General features: G+C 66.6%; 21 protein-coding genes. 2 read left to right on the top strand and 19 right to left on the bottom strand.

Annotated features, from left to right (window positions below; genetic code table 11):
- Positions 1-94: 94 nt before the first annotated feature.
- The 5 genes from miaA to ACIGJD_RS07175 form a co-directional block, all read right to left on the bottom strand.
- Complete coding sequence (miaA, locus tag ACIGJD_RS07195; protein WP_483688920.1) at positions 95-991, bottom strand: tRNA (adenosine(37)-N6)-dimethylallyltransferase MiaA; 897 nt, start codon at positions 989-991, stop codon at positions 95-97.
- 3 nt (positions 992-994) lie between these two features.
- A complete protein-coding gene (gene miaB, locus ACIGJD_RS07190) occupies positions 995-2,554 on the bottom strand; it encodes a tRNA (N6-isopentenyl adenosine(37)-C2)-methylthiotransferase MiaB (RefSeq protein ID WP_483688919.1) in 1,560 nt (519 codons plus the stop codon).
- A 3-nt stretch (positions 2,555-2,557) separates the two neighbouring features.
- Positions 2,558-3,085 carry a regulatory protein RecX gene (locus tag ACIGJD_RS07185; protein ID WP_483689451.1) on the bottom strand — a complete coding sequence of 176 codons (528 nt, stop codon included), beginning with the start codon at positions 3,083-3,085 and terminating at the stop codon, positions 2,558-2,560.
- A gap of 93 nt (positions 3,086-3,178) precedes the next feature.
- On the bottom strand, positions 3,179-4,234 hold the full coding sequence (gene recA / locus ACIGJD_RS07180) for a recombinase RecA (RefSeq protein ID WP_142135479.1): 1,056 nt from the start codon (positions 4,232-4,234) through the stop codon (positions 3,179-3,181).
- A gap of 197 nt (positions 4,235-4,431) precedes the next feature.
- Positions 4,432-4,656 (bottom strand): DUF3046 domain-containing protein, encoded by a 225-nt coding sequence (locus ACIGJD_RS07175; protein WP_142134524.1) that lies wholly within the window; start codon positions 4,654-4,656, stop codon positions 4,432-4,434.
- Positions 4,657-4,697: 41 nt separating this feature from the next.
- Between ACIGJD_RS07175 and ACIGJD_RS07170 the strand changes: the two genes are divergently transcribed.
- Positions 4,698-5,228 carry a MarR family winged helix-turn-helix transcriptional regulator gene (locus ACIGJD_RS07170; RefSeq protein WP_483688918.1) on the top strand — a complete coding sequence of 177 codons (531 nt, stop codon included), beginning with the start codon at positions 4,698-4,700 and terminating at the stop codon, positions 5,226-5,228.
- 110 nt (positions 5,229-5,338) lie between these two features.
- Here the strand turns inward: ACIGJD_RS07170 and ACIGJD_RS07165 are convergent, their stop codons facing one another.
- The 7 genes from ACIGJD_RS07165 to ACIGJD_RS07135 form a co-directional block, all read right to left on the bottom strand.
- The gene (locus ACIGJD_RS07165; RefSeq protein WP_142134528.1) at positions 5,339-5,779 is read right to left on the bottom strand and encodes a helix-turn-helix domain-containing protein; all 441 of its coding nucleotides are present in this window, start codon (positions 5,777-5,779) and stop codon (positions 5,339-5,341) included.
- A gap of 167 nt (positions 5,780-5,946) precedes the next feature.
- A complete protein-coding gene (locus ACIGJD_RS07160; RefSeq protein ID WP_483688917.1) occupies positions 5,947-6,426 on the bottom strand; it encodes a CinA family protein in 480 nt (159 codons plus the stop codon).
- A complete protein-coding gene (gene pgsA / locus ACIGJD_RS07155) occupies positions 6,423-7,067 on the bottom strand; it encodes a CDP-diacylglycerol--glycerol-3-phosphate 3-phosphatidyltransferase (RefSeq protein WP_483688916.1) in 645 nt (214 codons plus the stop codon). Before pgsA ends, ACIGJD_RS07160 begins: the two co-directional genes overlap by 4 nt.
- 17 nt (positions 7,068-7,084) lie before the next feature.
- Complete coding sequence (locus tag ACIGJD_RS07150) at positions 7,085-9,976, bottom strand: FtsK/SpoIIIE family DNA translocase (RefSeq protein ID WP_483688915.1); 2,892 nt, start codon at positions 9,974-9,976, stop codon at positions 7,085-7,087.
- A 140-nt stretch (positions 9,977-10,116) separates the two neighbouring features.
- Positions 10,117-11,808 carry a ribonuclease J gene (locus tag ACIGJD_RS07145; protein WP_142134536.1) on the bottom strand — a complete coding sequence of 564 codons (1,692 nt, stop codon included), beginning with the start codon at positions 11,806-11,808 and terminating at the stop codon, positions 10,117-10,119.
- Between the two features lie 40 nt (positions 11,809-11,848).
- Entirely contained in the window at positions 11,849-12,757 is a 909-nt protein-coding gene (gene dapA, locus ACIGJD_RS07140) for a 4-hydroxy-tetrahydrodipicolinate synthase (RefSeq protein WP_483688914.1), read from the bottom strand.
- 58 nt (positions 12,758-12,815) lie between these two features.
- Positions 12,816-13,268 (bottom strand): hypothetical protein, encoded by a 453-nt coding sequence (locus ACIGJD_RS07135; RefSeq protein WP_483688913.1) that lies wholly within the window; start codon positions 13,266-13,268, stop codon positions 12,816-12,818.
- 121 nt (positions 13,269-13,389) lie between these two features.
- On the opposite strand from ACIGJD_RS07135, the gene ACIGJD_RS07130 reads away from it, so the two are divergent.
- The gene (locus ACIGJD_RS07130; RefSeq protein WP_483688912.1) at positions 13,390-14,625 is read left to right on the top strand and encodes a heparan-alpha-glucosaminide N-acetyltransferase domain-containing protein; all 1,236 of its coding nucleotides are present in this window, start codon (positions 13,390-13,392) and stop codon (positions 14,623-14,625) included.
- Positions 14,626-14,749: 124 nt separating this feature from the next.
- Here ACIGJD_RS07130 and ACIGJD_RS07125 read toward each other — a convergent pair whose 3' ends face one another.
- The 7 genes from ACIGJD_RS07125 to ACIGJD_RS07095 form a co-directional block, all read right to left on the bottom strand.
- Positions 14,750-15,718, bottom strand: coding sequence for a TM2 domain-containing protein (locus ACIGJD_RS07125; protein WP_483688911.1), 969 nt, complete (start codon positions 15,716-15,718; stop codon positions 14,750-14,752).
- Between the two features lie 310 nt (positions 15,719-16,028).
- A complete protein-coding gene (locus ACIGJD_RS07120; protein WP_483688910.1) occupies positions 16,029-16,502 on the bottom strand; it encodes a hypothetical protein in 474 nt (157 codons plus the stop codon).
- Between the two features lie 3 nt (positions 16,503-16,505).
- Positions 16,506-17,276: a 4-hydroxy-tetrahydrodipicolinate reductase gene (gene dapB / locus ACIGJD_RS07115; RefSeq protein ID WP_483688909.1), complete on the bottom strand. Its 771-nt coding sequence runs from the start codon at positions 17,274-17,276 to the stop codon at positions 16,506-16,508.
- 83 nt (positions 17,277-17,359) lie between these two features.
- Positions 17,360-17,824, bottom strand: coding sequence for a molybdenum cofactor biosynthesis protein MoaE (locus tag ACIGJD_RS07110; RefSeq protein ID WP_483688908.1), 465 nt, complete (start codon positions 17,822-17,824; stop codon positions 17,360-17,362).
- The gene (locus tag ACIGJD_RS07105; protein WP_483688907.1) at positions 17,814-18,338 is read right to left on the bottom strand and encodes a MogA/MoaB family molybdenum cofactor biosynthesis protein; all 525 of its coding nucleotides are present in this window, start codon (positions 18,336-18,338) and stop codon (positions 17,814-17,816) included. Before ACIGJD_RS07105 ends, ACIGJD_RS07110 begins: the two co-directional genes overlap by 11 nt.
- The gene (moaC, locus tag ACIGJD_RS07100; RefSeq protein ID WP_483688906.1) at positions 18,335-18,826 is read right to left on the bottom strand and encodes a cyclic pyranopterin monophosphate synthase MoaC; all 492 of its coding nucleotides are present in this window, start codon (positions 18,824-18,826) and stop codon (positions 18,335-18,337) included. Before moaC ends, ACIGJD_RS07105 begins: the two co-directional genes overlap by 4 nt.
- Entirely contained in the window at positions 18,814-20,073 is a 1,260-nt protein-coding gene (locus ACIGJD_RS07095) for a molybdopterin molybdotransferase MoeA (protein ID WP_483688905.1), read from the bottom strand. The genes moaC and ACIGJD_RS07095 overlap by 13 nt, the downstream gene beginning before the upstream one ends.
- Between the last annotated feature and the right edge of the window lie 18 nt (positions 20,074-20,091).

Raw genomic sequence — 20,091 nt, 5'->3', positions numbered from 1 at the left:
CCAAGCGTAGCGGCGGACCCGTCCGGCGCTGAAACCAGGGCGCGAAAACCGCGGCAGCGGGACGCGCCGCCAGGGCGTGGCCCGCCCCGCCTTTCTATCTGCTCAGCTCGGCTGCCTTGCCCACGAGTTCCGGATCCTGCCAGTCCAGCCACGTGATGCGGGGATCGGCACGGAACCAGGTCAGCTGCCGCCGGGCGAACTGCCGGGTGGCCACGATGGTTTCCTCCGCAGCATCCTCGACCGTGGAGGCGCCATCAATGACCCGCAGGAACTGCGAGTAGCCAAGTGCGCGGGAAGCGGTCTTGCCCCGGCGCAGGCCCAAGGCGTCGAGCCGCCGGACCTCCTCGAGCAGGCCGGCGTCCACCATTCGGTGCACCCGAGCTGCCAGGCGCTCACGGAGCACTTCCCGGTCCACCCCAAGGCCTACCTGGATGGCCGGCTGGCAGTACTCCCGGCGCGGCATGAAGGAACTGAAAGGGCGACCGGTGAGCTCATGGACCTCCAGCGCGCGGATGATCCGCCGGGCGTCGGAGACCCTGCCCGCGGAGACCGGGTCGACGCTCTTCAGCCGGGCCAGCAGCTCCTGCGTGCCGGCCTCGGCGTGCTCTGCCTCCAGGCGCGCCCGCACGGCCGGGTCGGTACCCGGGAACTCCAGGACATCCAGGGCGGCGCGCACGTACAGCCCGGAGCCGCCGGCCAGAATGGCGCGCTTACCACGGGCATGGATGTCCCCGATGGCCGCCCGGGCCTGTTGCTGGAAGTCGGAGACGCTGGCTTCCTGGGTCACGTCCAGGATGTCCAGGAGGTGGTGCGGAACGCCTTTGCGTTCAGCCGGCGTGATCTTGGCGGTGCCGATGTCCATGCCGCGGTAGAACTGCATGGCGTCGGCGTTGATGACCTCGCCGTCCAGTTCCAGGGCAAGGCTGACGGCAAGGTCGGACTTGCCGGAGCCGGTGGGACCGACGACGGCGATAACGGGCGGGGCAGCCACCTGTCAGCGGGTGCGCAGCGGCAGCGAGGGCATGCCGAGGGAGACGCCCTTTTGTCCCGGCGCGGAACCGGGGGCAGGCGCTCCGCAGGAGTCCGCCTGTGACCTGTCCCAGGCGTCCCCTGCCCGTGACCGGCGAAGGCTGTAGTCCTCAAGCGTAGGATCGGACACCAGGTGGAACGCCGCGGCCTCCGTGATGGTCACCGTAACGAGGTCTCCCGGTCGAGGAGCGGGTGCGCCCTCGGGAACCGAGAAATGCACCAGCCGCTGGTCCTGGGAGCGGCCGGACAACCTGTGGGTCTCCTCCGACTTCCGCCCTGACTGCGCGGTGACCATAACCTCGAGCCTCCGGCCCAGCTGCTTCCGGTTCTCCTCTGCGGCGATGCGGTCCTGCAGCGCGGTGAGCCGTTCGAAGCGCTCCTGGACCACGGCCTTGGGCAGCTGGTCGGGGAGGTCGGCGGCGGGAGTACCGGGGCGTTTTGAATACTGGAACGTGAAGGCCGTGGCGAAGCGCGACTTCTCCACGACGTCCAGCGTTGCCTGGAAGTCCTCTTCAGTTTCGCCGGGGAAACCCACGATGATGTCCGTGGAGATGGCAGCCTGAGGGATCCTCTCCCGGACCTTGTCCAGGATGCCCAGGAACTTCGTGGACCGGTAGGAGCGTTTCATGGCTTTGAGGATGCGGTCCGAGCCGGACTGCAGCGGCATGTGCAGCTGCGGCATGACGTTGTGCGTCTCGGCCATGGCGTCGATGACGTCGTCCGTGAACGCAGCCGGGTGCGGGCTGGTGAAGCGGACCCGTTCAAGGCCCTCAATCTCACCGCAGGCGCGCAGCAGCTTGGAGAAGGCCTGGCGGTCGCCGAACTCCACTCCATAGGAGTTGACGTTCTGGCCGAGCAGGGTCACCTCGATGGCGCCGTCGTCCACAAGTGCCTGGATTTCAGCGAGGATGTCTCCGGGGCGCCGGTCTTTTTCCTTGCCGCGGAGCGCCGGCACAATGCAGAAGGTGCAGGTGTTGTTGCAGCCCACGGAGATGGACACCCAGCCGGAGTAGACGGAGTCCCGCTTGGTGGGCAGTGTGGACGGGAAGACGTCCAGGGATTCGAGGATCTCCAGCTGGGCCTCGTTGTTGTGCCGAGCCCGGTCCAGGAGGGCCGGCAGGGCACCGACGTTATGAGTGCCAAAAACCGCATCCACCCAGGGCGCCTTCTTCAGGATGGTTTCGCGGTCCTTCTGGGCAAGGCATCCGCCCACGGCGATCTGCATCCCCGGGTTGGCTGCCTTGACGGGGGCAAGAATGCCGAGGTTTCCATAGAGCTTGTTGTCGGCGTTTTCCCGAACCGCGCACGTGTTGAACACCACGACGTCGGCATGGTCGCCTTCCACCGGGACGTAGCCGGCGTCCTCGAGCATGCCGGCCATCCGCTCCGAATCATGGACGTTCATCTGGCAGCCGAAGGTGCGTACCTGGTAGGTGCGCGGCTGCAGGGCTCCGGATTGCGGAACAGCCCCGGCTTCGACGGAAGGGGTGGCGCCGGATTGGGGGGAAGGAATGGTCAAACTCACCCGTTAAGGGTACCGGCTTTGGACGGCACCATCGTCAGGTTCCTGCCGGGCATCGAGGACCTCGTTGACAATCCGGAACGCCTGGGACGGCTGGTAGCCCTTTCTGGCCAACATCGAGGCCAGCCGCCGGACAGCCTTGTCCCGTTCCCCCGGGCCGGACACATCCGTCCCAGGCCGGAGCTTGCGCTCCACCAGGGCGCGGGCCGCGGCTTCCTCGTCATCGTCAGACAGTTGTTCCAGCGCCGACGCCGCCGTTTCCTGGTCGATGCCTTTTTCAGCGAGCTCACGCCGCAGCGCGCCCTTGGCCAGTTTGCGGGACTGGGAGCGGCTCCTGACCCACATGTCGGCAAATTCGGCATCGTTGATCAGCCGCACGTCCTGGAACTTGTCCAGCACTGCTTCGGCTACGTGCTCGGGAATGTTCCGTTCTGCCAGCTTCCGTGCGAGCTGCAGCCTGCTCTTGGGCGCTGCAGTGAGCTGCCGGTACACGATGGCCTGTGCGACGGAGAAGGGGTCCGGTTCGGCGTCCAGGGACTGGGGGTCCTCAGGGACGTCGAAGCCGTCCGGCGTCCCGGGGAAGGGGCCGCCGGACGAGGACTGCCGTGAGCGTGATCCAGCCAAGGGCTAGAACCCGTCGACGGCTTTCAGCTTGGGCGCATCCTTGGAGTCATCTTCGGCGGGCTTGACCCCGACGCCAAGCTTTTCCTTGATGAGGCGCTCCAGTTCGGCGGCGAGTTCGGGGTTGTCGCGCAGGAACCGGCGCGAGTTCTCCATGCCCTGGCCCAGCTGGTCGCCATCGTAGGTGAACCAGGAGCCGGACTTCTTGATGATCCCGTGCTCCACGCCCATGTCAATGATGCCGCCCTCGCGGGAGATGCCCTGGCCGTAGATGATGTCGAACTCGGCCACCTTGAACGGCGGGGCCATCTTGTTCTTGACAATCTTGGCCTTGGTCCGGTTGCCGACGGAATCGGCGCCCTCCTTGAGGGTCTGGATGCGGCGGACGTCGATACGGACCGAAGCGTAGAACTTCAGGGCCTTACCACCGGTGGTGGTTTCGGGCGAACCGAAGAAGACGCCGATCTTTTCACGGAGCTGGTTGATGAAGATGGCGGTGGTCTTGGTCTGGCTCAGGCGGCCGGTGATCTTACGCAGGGCCTGGCTCATGAGGCGTGCCTGCAGGCCGACGTGACTGTCACCCATATCGCCTTCGATTTCGGCGCGCGGCACCAGGGCGGCAACGGAGTCGATGACGATGACGTCCAGCGAGCCGGAGCCCACCAGCATGTCCATGATTTCCAGGGCCTGTTCACCGGTGTCCGGCTGCGAGACGAGGAGGGCGTCCGTGTCCACGCCCAGCTTGGCGGCGTAATCAGGATCCAGGGCGTGCTCGGCGTCGATGAAGGCCGCGATGCCGCCGGCGCGCTGAGCGTTTGCCACGGCGTGGAGGGCGACGGTGGTCTTACCCGAGGATTCAGGACCATAGATTTCGATGACGCGGCCGCGCGGGAGCCCGCCAATGCCAAGGGCGACGTCCAGTGCGATGGAGCCGGTGGGGATGACTTCGATTGGGGCACGGACTTCGTCGCCCAGGCGCATGACCGAGCCCTTGCCGAACTGCTTGTCAATCTGGGCAAGCGCTGCTTCCAGCGCTTTTGCACGATCCGGGGCTGCCGCCATGGTTGACACCTCTAATGCTTTCTCGATGGTGGCCTTCGCGGCCGATTTATTGGTCATCTCTGACGCTAAGGGGACCCACTGACATTCCGGCCGGAGGACGACGGCTATGTGGATAAACCCAATAGAAAAAGCATAGCGTTATCCGAACAGGTATTCGAAGAGTACGGCTCCTGCGGCGTGTCCGGCGGGAGGGCGGGTTAGTCCCGCCGCGGGGCGATATCCCGTCCCAGCCGCCGTTCTGCCGGTACGTCCTGGACATCGCAGACGGCAAGCCAGACCTTCCGGGGCTCCACGCCGGCAGCGAGGGCCTGGTCGGCGGTCCGCCCGCCTACGCCGGCAAGGACCAGGCTGCTGCTCAGCACCCGGGAGTAGCCCGCGCCGAACTCGTCATCCATGAGACGCCAGTACTCGCTGATTCGCATCGGTAAATCCTCTCATGATTGTGGACCATAGAATTATTGCCATGAGCACCTCCCCCGATGTCCCGCCGCGGCACGACGCAGGCGAAGAAGCCGCCGATACCGCGCTGCAGAATGTCGAACACCAGATCAGCCTGTTTTGGCGGCGGGCCCGGGCCATTTCCAACCAGCTTTCACGCGAGGTCCACCCGGACATGGAGCCAGCCGCGTACGGGCTGTTGACGGTGATCCGCCGGGAAGGACCCATCCGGCTCACCGAGCTTGCCATGAACATCGGGGTGGGAAAGCCTTCGGTCAGCCGGCAGATCGCCTTCCTGGAAAGCCTGGGGCTGGTGTCCAAGGAGGCTGATCCCCTGGACCGCAGGGCGCAGTCCATCCGCCTGACGGCCAAGGGCGAGGAGAAGATGCACCAGGTCCAGGACGCACGGCGCCAGGTCTTCCAGGAACGGCTGCGCGAGTGGCCGGTGGAGGACCTGCAGGAACTCGGCCGCTACATGGCCAAGCTGAATTCCACGTATGAGCGTGACGGGTTTCCCGGGGAAGCCGCAGGCGCAGCATCTGCCCAGGACCAATAGCCCAACCGGACCAGCACACGGGGACCGGCACAAAAGAGAAAGCAGGAAGCCCCCGGCCAGGCCGGGGGCTTCCTGCTGTTGGTCAGACCCGCTGCGGGCGCCGGCTGCCTTTAGCGGGCGCCGGAGAGAAGGCCCGTGGAGAGTTCGTCGTCCAGTTCAGTGTTAAGGTCGCGGCCATAACGCTGGGAGAATTCCTGCGGGACGGTGTCCGGAACGGCGACACCTTCGGCTACTGCCACGCGGTCGCTGACCTCGCGGAGCATGCTTGACAGCGGAACATCAAGTGCTGAGCAGATCGAAGACAGGAGCTCTGACGATGCTTCCTTCTGACCGCGCTCCACTTCGCTGAGGTATCCCAGGGAAACGCGGGCGCTGTGCGAAACTTCACGGAGCGTACGCCCCTGACGCTGGCGGACATCGCGCAGGACATCACCGATTTCGTGACGAAGTACTACCATCTTGCGCTCCTTCTGTTCGCTCTTAGCCTGTTCGGCGAGGCCCACATCCTTCCAGCGGACAACGCCGTTCACGGATACGGGCTGCTTTACCATCTGTATCGCCTTGCTCCCTCATTGGTCAGGTCCGCCGTCTGGCGGACCGTCGTGGTCATTTCATCCTAGGCGCCTCCGCTCTCCGGAAGCGACACAATGTAATAACTAATCGGTACCGGCTTTTGTTCCCGCCAACTTTACGCCTGGTAACTTAGGCGGCCACGGCTTCAGGCGGACAGGGCCTCCCCGAGCCTTTCCAGGGCGGCAGCGCAGGCTGCGGCGCGGATGTCCGGCCGGCTGCCGGTGAAGGAATACTCGAACGCTGCGGATCCGGCGGCGGTTGAGATCCCAATGTAGACCCGCCCCACCGGCTTGCCGTCGTGGGCATCAGGACCTGCCACCCCTGTGGTGGAAATTCCGACGTCGGCGCCGAGTTCAGCGCGCGCGCCGGCTGCCATGGCCCGGGCGACGTCCGGGTCGACGGACCCGACGCGGGCCAGCAGTTCGGCGGGGACGTGCAGCACCCTGTCCTTCACGGAGTTCTGGTAGGCCACCACCCCGCCCTGCAGCATGCCGGACGCTCCGGGGGTGTCGGCGAGGACAGCTGACACCATGCCCGCCGTCAGGGATTCGGCAGTGGCAACGCTTTGCCCGGACTCAAGCGCCTGGCGGACGGCCTGCGCTGCCAGGTGGTGAAGATTGCTCATGCCTGCTCCTGCCCCGTCACGGTTCCGGCCTGACGCTTGCCCTTCGCACGGAGGCGCAGCGCCTCAACAACATATTCGACACCGGTCCACAATGTGATGGCCACGGCCGCCATCATGACCGCGAACGCTACCCAGGACATCCACGGTGCGAACGACCCGAACGGCAGGAGGTACAGGAAGATGGCCGCCGTCTGCACCACGGTCTTGAGCTTGCCGCCGCGGGAGGCAGGGATGACGCCGTACCGGATCACGAAGAACCGCAGCGCCGTGATGCCCCACTCCCGGACCAGGATCACAAGGGTGGCCCACCAGGGCAGCTCCCCCAGCAGGGACAGCATCACCAGCGCGGAGCCGGTGAGGAGCTTGTCCGCGATGGGGTCGGCAATCTTGCCGAAGTCGGTGACCAGGTTCCGGCTCCTGGCGATGTCGCCGTCGAGCTTGTCCGTGTAGATGGCGACGGCGAACGCCGCCACCGCTGCCCAGCGCCACGGCCCGGATTCGCTGTGCAGCCCGGGGGCGTCCGCTACGAGGAACCACACAAAAAACGGGACCAGCGCGATGCGGATCATGGTCAGGACATTGGGAAGGTTCCAGACCCCGGCACGGCCCTGGCCGGCGGCGGTTGCATCAGTGCTAGTCACGTTTCTAGGCTACCGGCCTAACGCCCGGTGAGGGACCATGCGTCTTCGGAACCGTCGTCGTCATCGCCGTAGCCGCCCGGCGCGGAATCGGAGCCGTCGTAGTACTCGACGTTCTGTTTCCTGTTGTCCAGGTCCGCAGCCACCAGGTCTTCGGCGTAGCCGCCCTGGGCGATGTTGGCGTTGGCATTGTCGCTCAGCGCGGCCGTCTGGGAGTCGGCCGTGGCCGGCGCTTCCTGGCCCTTCATGGCGGCCAGGACGGCAGCGAGGTCGTCCGGCTTGACCAGTACGTCGCGCGCTTTGGACCCCTCGGAGGGACCCACCACTCCCCTGGATTCGAGCAGGTCCATGAGGCGCCCCGCTTTGGCGAAGCCGACGCGCAGCTTGCGCTGCAGCATGGAGGTGGAGCCGAACTGCGTGGTGACCACCAGTTCGGTGGCCTGCAGCAGCACCTCGAGATCGTCTCCGATGTCGTCGTCGATCTGCTTCTTTTCCGCCTCGGGTGCGACGTCGTCCCGGTACACGGCCTGGAGCTGCCCCTTGACGTGCTCCACCACCTTGTGGATCTCCGATTCGGTGACCCAGGCGCCCTGGACGCGCATTGCCTTGGAGGCGCCCATGGGCAGGAAGAGCGCGTCACCCTGGCCGATGAGCTTCTCGGCGCCGGGCTGGTCAAGCACGACGCGGGAGTCGGTGACCGAGGAGGTGGCAAACGCCATGCGGGACGGCACGTTGGCCTTGATAAGGCCGGTGACCACGTCCACGGACGGACGCTGGGTGGCCAGCACCAGATGGATGCCGGCGGCGCGGGCCAGCTGGGTGATGCGGACGATCGAGTCCTCGACGTCGCGCGGGGCCACCATCATGAGGTCGGCGAGTTCGTCGACAATCACCAGCAGGTACGGGTAGGCGCGGATGACCCGCTTGGACCCCTCCGGCGGGTGGATCTTGCCGGCCCGCACCGCCTTGTTGAAGTCGTCGATGTGCTTGAAGCCGTAGTTTGCGAGGTCGTCGTACCGGGCGTCCATTTCCCGCACCACCCATTGCAGCGCTTCGGCGGCCTTTTTGGGATTGGTGATGATGGGCGTGATCAGGTGCGGGACGCCCTCGTAGGCGGTCAGTTCCACCCGCTTGGGGTCCACCATGACCATGCGCACTTCGTCCGGCGTGGCCCGCATCAGGATGGAGGTGATCATCGAGTTCACGAAGGAGGACTTACCGGCACCGGTGGCACCGGCAACCAGGAGGTGCGGCATCTTGGCCAGGTTGGCCACCACGTAGCCGCCCTCCACGTCCTTGCCCACACCCATCACCATCGGGTGGTCCGTGCGGCGCGCGTTCTGGCTGCGGAGCACGTCGCCCAGGGAGACGGTTTCGCGGTCCGTGTTGGGGATCTCGATGCCGATGGCCGATTTGCCGGGGATGGGGCTGAGGATGCGCACGTCGCTGGACGCCACGGCGTAGGAGATGTTCTTGGACAGCGCGGTGACGCGCTCCACCTTGGTGCCGGGCGAGAGTTCGATCTCGTACCGGGTGACGGTGGGGCCGCGGCTGAAGCCTGTGACGGTGGCGTCCACGTTGAACTGGGTCAGGGTGTCGGTCAGGGCAGCGACGACGGCGTCATTGGCTTCGGTGCGCTCCTTGGGGATGGAGCCGGGCGTCAGGAAGTCCGAGGCCGGAAGGGTGTAGGTGACGTCGCCCGCGAGCGAGAGCTGCTCGGTGCGCTGCGGGATGGGCACGGGCGGGGGTGCGGGAGCAACAGGGTTGGAAGGCACGGTGGGCGCGGCAGCGGCTTTGCCGGGGGCAGCGGCGCCGGGGATGACCAGCGGGATGGCCTCGGTGGCGTTCTCCGCCGGAGCAGCCGGCGCCCCGGCGCCCAGGCCCTGGGCCGCCTTGATCTTCTCGACGGCGATTTCCGCTTGGGTGGGCCGCCGCACGCCGGGCGCAGGCCGGGCAGGTTCCGGCTCGTCGTCGTCAATGACGGCGTGTTCAAAGGCTTCGTCGCCCACGTAGCCCTCAAGGCCGGCGTCGTGCTCCTCATCCTTGCCGAACAGCTTGCGCTTCTTTTTCTTCGGGGCCGCAGGCCGCGACCGTTCCAGGTAGCTGCGGTCGTGCGTATCGCCGGGGCTTTCCTGGTCCATCAGGTCGATGCCCATGAGGTGTTCGTAGGCTTCCCGAAGGCGCCGTGGGATGGCCGTGAACGGGGTGGCGGTGAGGACCAGCAGCGAAATGAACGCCAGCAGCCCGTAGAGGAGCACGGGGACGGCCGGGTGGATGGCGGCCAGCGGTGCGGCAGCCAGGAAGCCAAGCATGCCGCCGGCCTTGCGCAGGCCGTCGAAGCCGTCGGCGACCGTGGGCTGGCCGCCCAGGATATGCGCCAGGCCGCAGCCGGCAAACGCCATGATCAGGAAGCCGATGCCTACCCGGTTGTTGCCCCGGCCATCGGAGGGCTGGCGGAACAGCCGGAACGCGCACACGAACAGCATGAGCGGAAGCAGCAGTGAGATCCAGCCAAACGTGCCGTTCACCACGGCGTAGACGGCGTCCGGGAACCAGCCTGTCAGGCCCCACCAGGCGAAGGTGGCAATGAAAATGCCCAGAGCCAGGTTGAACAGGGCGGCGCCGTCACGGCGTTCCCCGGCAGGGAGATCGCTTACGTCATGGCCGATGCGTCGCACTCCCCCGCCCACCAGGTGGCCCACGCCCAGCCAGGCTCCGCCCACCACGCGCAGCAGCCAGGGCTGATGGTGTTCGACGGCGGGAAGCTGGCGGGTGCGGGCGGTGCTGGAGGAGCCGCCGCGTCCTGCCTTGCTGGCGGTGGAGCCGGTTCCGCGGCCTGTGGAGCTCCCGGATTTGCTGCCGGAGCTGCCCCTGCCGGTACCTTTGGGCGCGGAAGTAGTACGTGTGGCCATAGTAGCCACGCTACCGGAAGCATGCTGTGATTCCGGGGATATCGGGGCCGGGCAGGCGCCGGCCCCCGGTAGTTAAACTGCTCCGGCCCGCACTCCTGCTGCCAGCGGAAGTACGGGCCGGAGCCAGTGAGCGGGTGTTGTCAGGCCTCGAGCACCACGGGGATGATCATGGGCTTGCGGCGGAGCTTCCGGTTGACCCACGTGCCGACAACCCGGCGGACCACCTGCTGGAGCTGGTGGCTGGTGTGGTCGGCGTGGTTCTGGACTGCTTCCTCCAGGGCCGCGTTGATCTTGGGGATGATGTCGTCGAAGACCGAGTCGTCCTCAGCCACGCCGCGGGCGTGGATCTCCGGACCGGACACCACCTTGCCGGTGGCGCGGTGGATGACCGTGATGATGGAGATGAAGCCCTCGTCCCCCAGGATGCGGCGGTCCTTGAGGTCGGCATCGGTGATCTCGCCCACGCTGGAGCCGTCCACGTAGACGAAGCCAACCTCCACCTGGCCCACGATGTCTGCCTGGTGGTCGCGGAGGTCGATGACGCTGCCGTTGTCCGCGAGGATGACGCTGGCTTCCGGCACGCCGGACTCGATGGCGATCTTGCCGTTGGCGATCAGGTGGCGGGTTTCGCCGTGCACGGGCATGGCGTTGAGCGGTTCGAGGATGTTGTAGCAGTACAGCAGCTCGCCGGCGGCAGCGTGGCCGGAGACGTGCACCTTGGCGTTGCCCTTGTGGATCACGTCGGCGCCGAGCTTGAGCAGGCCGTTGATGATCCGGAATACAGCGTTCTCGTTGCCCGGGATGAGGCTGGAGGCCAGGATGACGGTATCGCCGTCGCCCACCACCACCCGGTGGTCGCCGTTTGCCATGCGGGACAGGGCAGCCATCGGCTCACCCTGCGAACCGGTGGACATGAGCACCACGCGGTTGTCCGGGAGGTTGTCGATGTTCTTGATGTCGACAATCAGTCCGGCAGGAACGTCAAGGTAGCCCAGCTTCTCGGCTATGGCCATGTTGCGGACCATGGACCGTCCCACGAAGGCCACTTTGCGGTTGTGTTTGGCCGCCGCGTCAAGCACCTGCTGCACGCGGTGCACGTGGGAGGAGAAGGACGCCACGATGATGCGCTTGGTGGCCTGGCCGAAAAGCCGCTCCAGCGTGGGGCCGATCTCCTTCTCAGCCGTGGTGAAGCCCGGGACGTCGGCGTTGGTGGAGTCGGACATGAAGAGGTCCACTCCCTCTTCGCCGAGCTTGGCGAAGTGGCGGAGGTCGGTGATGCGCCCGTCCAGCGGCAGCTGGTCCATTTTGAAGTCGCCGGTGTGCAGGACGGTGCCGCCCGCGGTGCGGATGAACACGGCCAGGGCGTCCGGGATGGAGTGGTTCACGGCCACGAACTCGCATTCGAAGGGCCCGAATTTTTCCACCTGGCCTTCTTCGACGGTCAGCGTGTAGGGCCGGATGCGGTGCTCCTGCAGCTTGGCCTCGATGAGTGCGAGGGTCAGCTGCGATCCCACCAGCGGGATGTCGTTGCGCAGCTTCAGCAGGTACGGCACCGCACCGATGTGGTCCTCGTGGCCATGCGTGAGGATCACGGCCACGACGTCGTCCAGCCGGTCCTCGATGTAGGAGAAGTCCGGCAGGATCAGGTCAACGCCGGGCTGGGTTTCCTCGGGAAAGAGGACGCCGCAGTCCACGATCAGCAGTTTGCCGTCGATTTCGAACACGGCCATGTTCCGGCCGATCTCCCCCAGTCCGCCAAGCGGGACGATCCGCAGCGTGCCCTGGGGCAGGCGCGGAGGGGTGACAAGGCCGGTAAGGGCAGTTTGGGTCATAGTGCACTACTTTCCAGGCGGAAGGGTGCCGGTCTTAGCCTCAGGAGAAGACCAGCCCCGCTTCCGCCAAATCCCCGCGGATGGTTTCGATCTCGGTTTCGTCCGGCTCCACGAGGGGCAAACGGACAATCGAGTTGGGCAGGACTCCCTGCCATTTAAGAATCTGTTTGGCCGCCACGGCTCCCTGTACGCGGGTCATGGTGGCGCGGACCACGGGCTGCAGCTCGAAGTTGATCTTGCGGGCAGTCCCGAGGTCGTTGGCGTTGACGGCGTCAATCATTTCCCGGAAGCGGCGGGTGGCGACATGCGTGGTGACACCAACCAGCCCCACGGCACCCAGCGCCATCCAGGGAAGGGTCAGTCCGTCGTCGCCCGAGTAGAACAGCAGGTCGGTTTCCGCCATGACGCGGGTGGCGGCCGTGAGGTCCGCCTTGGCATCCTTGACGGCGACGATATTGGGGTGCTGCGCCAGCCGGATCATTGTGTCCGGTTCGATGGCGATGGAGGACCGGCCGGGGATGTCGTAGAGCATGACGGGGACGTCCACGGCGGACGCAATGGTCTCGAAGTGGGCGCGCACGCCGGCCTGGCTGGGCTTGTTGTAGTAAGGGGTCACCAGGAGGAGGCCGTCGACGCCGAGGGCTACTGCCTGCTGGGAAAGGTGGACCGAGTGCGCGGTGTCGTTGGTGCCGGTACCGGCGATGATGGCTGCCCGGCCGCCTACGGCGTCCTTCACAGCGCGGAACATGCCGACGTTCTCTTCGTCCGTCAGCGTGGAGGTTTCACCTGTGGTTCCGGTGACCACCAGCCCGTCGCAGCCGTCGTCGACCAGCTTGCTGGCCAGCGCTGCCGCCTGGTCGTAATCCACTGCGCCGTCCTTGGTGAACGGCGTGACCATGGCGGTCAGGAGGGTACCGAGGGCAGGGATGTGCGCGGAAGAGTCAGCCATGGAAAAAACGTTACCCTGTCCCCGGCTGGTTAGGACAATGCCACGGGCGTGACGAACGTCAAATACGGCGGCCGCCGGGAACTGGCCCGCTTGTTCCGGCATGGCAATAGCGTCCGACGGCGGCCTGCCGGAGGTCCTCAGCCCAGGACGCGAGCCGCTGCGCAGCGCGTACATAGTGGAACAGCTCTGTGGGCGTCAGTGCATCTATATCTGTTTCCGCAAGCCGCCGGGCGAGCTCGGCCCCTTCCGGCTGGGCAGCAAGGCTGATGCCCTCCCGCTCCCACTGGACATCTTCGGCCGGACGGCCTGAAACGAGTTGGCGGAAAAGATAGTCCACCACCCCGGGACTCATTGCCTTCAGCAGGCCATCCCCGGCCGCAGCGTGGCCGGCCGACGGACCGGCCGGGCGTAAATCCGTGGGCACGTTCCCTGACTGCAGGTTTCCCGGGTGGCGATTCCCGGGCTGGTGGGATTCCCGTGGGGCAGAGGCTCCGGCTGGTGGCGTCTTCATGCAGCTATGTTATTCGAACATATATTCGAAAACAAGGGGTTCTCCGCCGCCGCAACCTCCTTCCCCGTTGGCGCGGCCTGCTTGACAGCAACGCCGCGAGTGCATGTGAGACGATCTGGTCATGACCTCCCGAACCCCGGCCACACGGTCCCGGAAGACCCCAGGCCGGCAACAATCGGGGCGCCTTCGGGGCATCGACGCCGCCCGCGGCCTGGCACTGCTGGGCATGATGGCCACGCACCTGCTGCCGACGTTCGAGTCGAATGCCAACCTCACCCCCACCTGGATCGGCCTGACATTCTCGGGGCGGGCTGCGGCACTGTTCGCCGTCCTGGCCGGCGTGGGGCTTGCCCTCTCGACTGGCAGGGACAAGCCCTTGGAGGGCGCCGAACTGTCCGGCGCCCGGCGTGGAGTAGCTCTGCGCGCCCTGGTGATTGCCGCCGTCGGACTTACCCTGGGCGGCCTGGAAGTGAACGTCGCCATCATCCTGGTCCACTACGCCGTGCTGTTCCTGTGCATCCTTCCGTTCCTGGGACTCGGCGTGAAGCGCCTGTGTGCTTGGGCTGCAGGCTGGATCCTGGCGTCACCGGTGCTGGCTTATCTGCTGCGGCCCTGGCTCCTTGCCCCCGAGCCGCCGCTAAAGCTGGGCCACAATCCGAACTGGGAGGACCTGGGAACCCCTTCGAGGCTGCTCGCGGACGTGTTTTTCACCGGGTATTACCCGGTGGTGCAGTGGCTGTCCTACCTGCTGGTGGGTCTGGCCATCGGCCGCCTGGTCCTCACCAAGGCCCTGGTTCCCGTCCTGCTGCTGGTGGGCGGGACGGTGGTGGCCGTGGCCGCGAAGACCTTGGGCACAGCCGCCATGGAGGACTGGGGCGGCCGGGCCGCGCTGGAGAAGGTACTCAACTCGCCGGGTTATCCGCTGGGCAGCGTCCTGCAGGTCAACCTGGCCGGACTGCCGCAGGAAGGCTCGTGGTGGTGGCTGGCATCCGCCGCACCGCACTCCGGCACCCCGCTTGACCTGCTGCACACCTCGGCGGTGGCGGCAGCCGTCATTGGGGCCTGCCTGCTCCTGGGACGCCTCGCCGAATGGGTTGACCTGGACCTGCTGCTGCCGCTGCGGGGAGCCGGCGCCATGACGCTGACCCTGTATACCGTGCACGTCTGGGTGGTCTCCGGTTTCTACCTCAAACCCCTGCCTGCGGGCTGGACCGAAGATGGCATGTACTTTGCCCATGCAACGGCCGCCATCATCATTGGCATGTTGTTCGCCGCGCTGGCGTGGCGCGGTCCGCTGGAGTGGGTGGGCCACGCTGCGAGCCGGGTGGGCCGGGGCGGCCTCAAGGCCCCGTACTGACGGGCGGCCATCCAAAGACCGGCTTCCACCTAACGTTAGGTTTTTCAATTAACGGAAAGGAACCCGCGGCCCCCTCATGCTGGGGCCGCGGGTTCCTTTTGGAATACCTGCGGGGGTTGGACGCTTACTGCGCGGTCAGGTTGAAAGTGGCCGCCTTATCGCCATAGTCATCAAAGACCACAACCTGGACCGGACCCTTCTTGACGTCGAACGCGATAATCCCCTTGCGGGCATCCCCGGCACCTACCTCATCGGTGGGCAGGGGTCCCAGCTTCTCGTCCAGGTACACCAGCTCGCCTTCTTTGCCGTCGGCATCAAGGACGGTGAAGTTGGAGGGGCTGGAGAAGCTGCTGCCGGTTTGCGTCTCCCAGGAAACCTCGACCGCAAAGAATCCGCCGTTCTTTGCAGTCATGTAGTCCATGCCCGGAATCTTGTCCGTGTAGACGGAGTCGAGAACGCTGACCTTCACGGTGTTGCCTTCGGACACGGTGGCCACCATTGAGTTCGCCCCGGCCGCGCTGCCGCCGGTCTGGCTTCCGCCGGAGGGGGCGGGCGCGGCCTGGGAAGCCGAAGGAAGTTCAGGTGACACGGGTACCTTCCGGGCATCGATGGCCGCACCCACCATGGCGATGGACGCGATAGTCAACAGAATCCCGGTAATAATGCTGACCAGCCAGACGACGGCAGTGATGATCCACGCCTTCTTCTTGTTTTCCTGGTAGCCCTCCAGCGGACGGCCGTCCTTGTCCCGCGTGTTTCCGGTCAGGGTCATGATCAGGTCCACGATCGACCAGATGCCCGCACCGCCGGCCGTGAGCAGCTTCGCCACGCCGGTGCCGATCTTGCCCAGGTAGAAGCGGTCCACGCCGAAGGTGCCGAGCAGGAGGGAAAGGAGCCACGTGACCATGAAGGACTTTCGCGGCGCATCGGAGTAGGGACCCTGGCCGTAGGGCGCGGACTGGTATTCCCCCTGCGGACCTGCCGGATACTGCCCCTCGAAAGCGGGCTGCGCGCCAAAGGAGGAAGGCGGCGGCGGAATGGGGGGCGCCGACGGTCCGTTCTGCTGCGGGTGGGGGTAATTCGGGTGGCTCATTGATGGTCCTTCTGTGCGGTAACAAGGGTGCGATGACAAGGGTGCGGTGACGAGGCGTGCGGTGGTCAGGGTGCAGCGTTAGGCCTCCGGTGTCCGGGCACGCGGAACGACGGCGTCTGCAGAACGGGGGTGCGACCGTTGGGGCCGGGCCGGAAATGGTGCGCACCAGTGGCGCGGACAGTGCCAGCGGCAGTGGCCAACCTCATGCTTTCCCCCAAAGCTAAAGAGTGTGTACTAAGTCAACCTACCGTGGACGGTAAAAAGCCGCGATGGGCAGAAATGCCCATCGCGGCGGGAAGCACCCCGGAAGCTAGGACGCAGCCGTGAAAAGCTTCACGGCGTCGCGCATGGATGCCCGGGCACGTTTACGGTCCCCGGCGGCGTCGTAGGCGCAGCTCAACCGGAACCAGGAACGCCAGTCGTCGGGAGCGGCCTCAGCCTCGGCCCGGTACTTTTCGAATTCGGCATCTGCAGCGGCCCGGACGATCCGGCCACCGGGCGTGCGTGGAAGCTCGTCCACCGGCAGACCGCCTTCGGCCTCCAGGACCTTGGCCATCTGTTCGGTACGGGCCCCGAACATCAGCTCGCGGATCAGGGCCCAGGCGCCAACAATGGGCAGCACCAGGTACGCGGCGCCGATGGCCTTGGCGGTCAGGTTGGCGTCCGACAGGAGCAGGAGGGAGCGCTGGAAAGACACCACCAGGTAGAACACCAGCAGCAGCGTCACCGCCGCCACCCAGATCTTGGTGCGGTTCCTTCGGAAGCCGGCTGCGAGCCCGTTCACGGCCTAGAGTCCCAGGTCCAGGTAACCGTCCAGGCCCACGGTCAGGCCGGGGTGCGCAGCCACGTTGCGGACGCCCAGGAGCACGCCCGGCATGAAGGAGGCACGGTCAAAGGAGTCGTGGCGGAGGGTCAGCTGCTCACCGGGACCGCCCAGGAGGACTTCCTGGTGTGCCACGAGCCCGCGGAGCCGGACGCTGTGCACGCGGACGCCATCCACTTCGCAGCCACGGGCACCGGCGCGTTCAGTGCTGGTGGCATCGGGGCTGGGTGGCAGCTGGGCGGCAGCACGTTCGGCAGCGATCAGCTCCGCCGTGCGGACGGCAGTGCCGGAAGGGGCGTCCACCTTGTCCGGATGGTGCAGCTCAATGATCTCCACCGATTCGAAGTACTTGGACGCCTTTGCGGCGAACGCGGAGGCCAGCACGGAGCCCAGGGCGAAGTTCGGGGCGATCAGCACGCCCGTCTCCGGGTGCTCACCCAGCAAGGATTTCAGCGCGGACAGGCGGTTCGCGTCCCAGCCGGTGGTGCCCACCACAGCGTGGATTCCGTGCTCGACGGCGAAGCGGACGTTCGCTTCGGTGCTTTCGGGGACCGTGAGGTCCACCAGGTACTGCGCACCTGAGGCGGTCAGCTGCTCCAGTGCGTCACCCCGTCCCAGGGCTGCGACGAGCTTCATGTCGGGAGCGGCGTCGATGGCCTTGACGGCCTCGGCACCCATGCGTCCGTTGGCGCCGAGGACGGCCACCAGCTTGGGAACGGAGTGTTGTTCGGTCATGGCATTAACCCTACCGGCGCCAGTGGTTGGTGCAGGAACCGGGCGGCGTGCGTTACCTCGCAGTCGGGATCAGTGGGTGGGGGTCAGCCGCCGGCGCCGACCCATTCCACGGTGCCGTCGGAGAAAAACTGTTCCTTCCAGATAGGCACCTGTTCCTTGATGCGGTCCACGAGTTCGGAGCAGACGGCGAAGGCCTGGCCGCGGTGCGCGGCGGAGACGGCGCACACCAGCGCGGGGTCGCCGATTTCCAGCATGCCGATCCGGTGCGCTGCCCAGATCCGGACAGGCTGTTCAGCCCCGGCGTCCCCTTCAGCGCCCTGTTCGGCAACAAGGCGCGCGACGACGTCGGCCATCACCTGGTGTGCCGTGGGGTGCGCGCTGTAGCTGAGGCGCTGAACAGCCTTGCCGCCGTCGTGGTTCCGCACCACGCCGCTGAAGCTGACCACCGCGCCCGCGGTGTCGCTTTCCACCGCCGCTATCGCCTGGTCCACCGAGATGGGATCCGCACTTAGGACGGCCCTGACTACTTCGAATGCTTCAGTGCCCATGGCCGCCTTCCAACTGGTCGCAAAGGTGCCCGATCAGCGGGTCCAGGACGGTGAGCCCGTCCATGACGCCCTTCGGTGATCCGGGCAGGTTGACGATGAACGTGTGCCCGGCGGCACCGGCGTAGCCACGGCTAAGGGCGGCGAGCGGGGTTTTGGCAGCGCCCGCCCTCCTGATCGCCTCCATGATCCCGGGAATTTCCCGGTCCAGGAGCGGCAGGGTGACGTCCGGCGTTCGGTCGTCGGGGCTGAGCCCGGTGCCGCCGCTGGTAATGATGACGGCGGGGTGCTGGGTGAGGAGGGCCCGAATGGCAGCGCCGGCCGGGTCGCCGTCGGGAACCACCATGGCCGGGAACACGTCAAAGCCGTGCTCGGTGAGCCAGTCGGTGATGACGGGGCCGGTTTCGTCATCATAAATCCCGGCGGCCGCGCGGGTGGAGGCAATGACGACGCCGGCCTTCCGCCCCTGCACCTCGCCGTGCACATGTGGGGCGGCGGTGCTGAAAGGTGTGGTCACAGTGCCCAGTCTCCGCTCTTGCCGCCGCTCTTGGCCAGCACCATGATGTCCGTCAGGACCGCGTGCTTGTCCACTGCCTTGATCATGTCGTAAACGCTCAGCGCCGCCACGGAGGCCGCGGTCAGGGCCTCCATTTCCACCCCGGTGACGCCCCTGGTCTTGACGGTGGCGCCGATGGTGACGGCATCAGCGCCAAGGTCAAAGTCGACCGTGACTTTGGAGAGCGGCAGTGGATGGCAGAGCGGGATCAGGTCCGGGGTCTTTTTGGCGGCCATGATGCCGGCCACACGGGCAACGGCCAGGGCGTCCCCCTTGGGGAGCCCGCCGGTGCCCAGGAGCTGCATGACTTCGGCGGTGGTCCGGACGGTGGCGGTGGCGGTCGCCTCCCGGGTGGTCTCGGCCTTGGCGGAAACATCCACCATCTGGGCGCTGCCGTCCTGCCGCAGGTGGGTCAGGGCGGGGATCTGTTCTGCGTTCACAGCATCCATACTTCCACCTCGTCCCCGGCAGCGAGTTCCGTGACGCCGGCCGGAATGTGGACCAGCACGTTCGAGCCTGCGAGCGCGTGCATCAGGTGCGAGCTCTCGCCGCCTGCCAGCCGTACGGTCCCGTCCGGCTGCAGGCTCCCCCGGCGGACCTGGTGTTTGGAGCCGGGCGAGGTGAGCGGCTGGGCTTGCCCGTCAAGATCAAGGCGGGCCCGCAGGGGCAGCCGGGGCGCCGGCGCCCCCAACAAGGCCGACAGGGCGGGCCGGAGGAACATCTCGAAGGAGACCAGGCAGCTGACCGGATTGCCGGGAAACCCAAGGAAGGGGACGCCGTCAAAGGTTCCTATTCCCTGGGGACCGCCAGGCTGCATGGCAACGTGCAAGAAGTCGACCGGCTGTTCCGCCATGGCCTGCCGCACCACCTCGTAGGCTCCCTTGCTGACCCCTCCGGTGGTGACGATCAGGTCCGCGTCCCGGCCTTCGGCCCGCAGCAGCGCCTGGAGTTCCGCAGGGTTGTCTGTTGAGATCCCGGCGCGGCGGACGCGGAGGCCTGACTGCGTCATGGCCGCTTCCAGGAGGGTTCCGTTGGAGTCGTAGATCTTGCCGTCCGGCAGGGGACGGCCCGGTTCAACCACTTCATCCCCGGTGGTGACCAGCAGGACGGTCACCGACCGGTACACCTCCACCTCCGTTATGCCAAGGGCGGCGAGCAGTCCCAGCTGTGCCGGTCCCAGGCACGTCCGTGCGGCGAGCGCCCGCTCCCCCGCCGGAATGTCACTGCCGGCGGCACGCACGTACGTTCCCGGGGCAGTTGCAGGCAGCGTCACAACAGTGCCGTCACCCTCAGGAAGGAAATGGTCAGGCACCGCCTTTTCGATAGGTACGACGGCGTCAGCCCCCACCGGGATCATCGCACCGGTCATGATGGGCGCCGCAGTCCCCGGCTCCAGCGGCAGGGGGGTTGACCCGGCGGGAACGGGAGGCATGACGCGCAGGTCTGTGCCGCCGTCGGGAACGTCCGGGGAACGCACCGCATACCCATCCATCTGGGAGTTCGCGAAGGGGGGAAGGCTAAGCGGCGCAAGGAGTCCGTGCACCAGTGCCCTGCCCAGGGCATCCGGCAACGGAACAATCTCGGCACGTGATTCCGCCGCCAGCGGGGCCAGGAGATCCGTGACGGCGGCCAAGTGCGCGGCAACGGAGCGGGCGTTATGGGCCTTGCCGGCTGGGGCGTGGTGCGCAGTGGTCATGGGTACGCCTTTGGTCGC

Source organism: Arthrobacter sp. E1SS-5, assembly GCF_057073715.1.
Note: the sequence above shows the minus strand (reverse complement) of the source record. Positions and strands in the feature narration are given on the sequence as shown.

Bases quoted from the DNA above. Each gene is read 5' to 3' on its own strand.
- recA (WP_142135479.1), bottom strand. From the start codon at position 4,234: ATGGCGGCAGCCCCGGATCGTGCAAAAGCGCTGGAAGCAGCGCTTGCC.
- ACIGJD_RS07170 (WP_483688918.1), top strand. From the start codon at position 4,698: ATGAGCACCTCCCCCGATGTCCCGCCGCGGCACGACGCAGGCGAAGAA.
- ACIGJD_RS07175 (WP_142134524.1), bottom strand. From the start codon at position 4,656: ATGCGAATCAGCGAGTACTGGCGTCTCATGGATGACGAGTTCGGCGCG.
- ACIGJD_RS07110 (WP_483688908.1), bottom strand. From the start codon at position 17,824: ATGGGCACTGAAGCATTCGAAGTAGTCAGGGCCGTCCTAAGTGCGGAT.
- moaC (WP_483688906.1), bottom strand. From the start codon at position 18,826: ATGGATGCTGTGAACGCAGAACAGATCCCCGCCCTGACCCACCTGCGG.
- dapB (WP_483688909.1), bottom strand. From the start codon at position 17,276: ATGACCGAACAACACTCCGTTCCCAAGCTGGTGGCCGTCCTCGGCGCC.
- ACIGJD_RS07135 (WP_483688913.1), bottom strand. From the start codon at position 13,268: ATGAAGACGCCACCAGCCGGAGCCTCTGCCCCACGGGAATCCCACCAG.
- ACIGJD_RS07125 (WP_483688911.1), bottom strand. From the start codon at position 15,718: ATGAGCCACCCGAATTACCCCCACCCGCAGCAGAACGGACCGTCGGCG.
- ACIGJD_RS07145 (WP_142134536.1), bottom strand. From the start codon at position 11,808: ATGACCCAAACTGCCCTTACCGGCCTTGTCACCCCTCCGCGCCTGCCC.
- ACIGJD_RS07150 (WP_483688915.1), bottom strand. From the start codon at position 9,976: ATGGCCACACGTACTACTTCCGCGCCCAAAGGTACCGGCAGGGGCAGC.
- ACIGJD_RS07095 (WP_483688905.1), bottom strand. From the start codon at position 20,073: ATGACCACTGCGCACCACGCCCCAGCCGGCAAGGCCCATAACGCCCGC.
- dapA (WP_483688914.1), bottom strand. From the start codon at position 12,757: ATGGCTGACTCTTCCGCGCACATCCCTGCCCTCGGTACCCTCCTGACC.
- ACIGJD_RS07160 (WP_483688917.1), bottom strand. From the start codon at position 6,426: ATGAGCAATCTTCACCACCTGGCAGCGCAGGCCGTCCGCCAGGCGCTT.
- ACIGJD_RS07165 (WP_142134528.1), bottom strand. From the start codon at position 5,779: ATGGTAAAGCAGCCCGTATCCGTGAACGGCGTTGTCCGCTGGAAGGAT.
- ACIGJD_RS07130 (WP_483688912.1), top strand. From the start codon at position 13,390: ATGACCTCCCGAACCCCGGCCACACGGTCCCGGAAGACCCCAGGCCGG.